The organism is Polaromonas sp. P1_G2, assembly GCF_056405515.1.
In genome coordinates, this window is sequence record NZ_JBFUBY010000725.1 from 1 (window position 1) to 594 (window position 594).

Here is a 594-nt window from a genome sequence, read left to right on the forward strand (position 1 = left end):
GTACGCACAAGGCAAGATCAAGCCGGTGATAGACCGCACCATGCCCATGAGCGAACTCAAGGCCGCCTACGCCCACATGGGCTCGCGCGGCGTCAAGGGCAAGCTGGTCATGGTCAACTGACTTTCCACAGCCGCCGGCGGTGTTGAAAAACGTCGCGTCCCAGGCTAATTGCTGGTCACATTCTTGACGCTGCACGCGGCTTTGATAATGCGCGCATTGGGGTCGTCGTCCGTGTCCTTGAAGATCATCGGACGTATGTCATCACCGGCATAAGTGGTGATCCGGAAAGGCTCGCCGCGAAAATCCGGCAAGGCATAAAAAGCCGCCTTCACATAACGGGCGATTTGCTGGGTGCAGTCGATCTGCACCTCAGTCGCCACTGAGCGGAACTGAAGGCCCTCGCCGGCGGGGGCCCATTGCGTCGCGCGGTTGATGCGTACTTGAATGCGCCGCTGGTCATCCTTGATGTCGATAGCGGCCACGTTGACCTGGACATAGTGACTCGCGGAATTGGCGGGATCGCCGGTAACGGTAAGCCAGGTATCCGCCGCACGCACGCCGGCCGCCACCAGCACCGCAGCCAGGGTCATGGC

General features: G+C 60.8%; 2 protein-coding genes. One reads left to right on the forward strand and one right to left on the reverse strand.

Going from position 1 to position 594, the window contains the following annotated elements:
• Positions 1-121, forward strand: a 121-nt coding sequence (locus AC1D0P_RS27200) for a zinc-binding dehydrogenase (protein WP_477679578.1), incomplete at its 5' end; no start/stop codon positions are given.
• Positions 122-165: 44 nt separating this feature from the next.
• Here the strand turns inward: AC1D0P_RS27200 and AC1D0P_RS27205 are convergent.
• On the reverse strand, positions 166-594 hold a 429-nt coding region (locus AC1D0P_RS27205; protein ID WP_477679577.1), incomplete at its 5' end, for a surface-adhesin E family protein.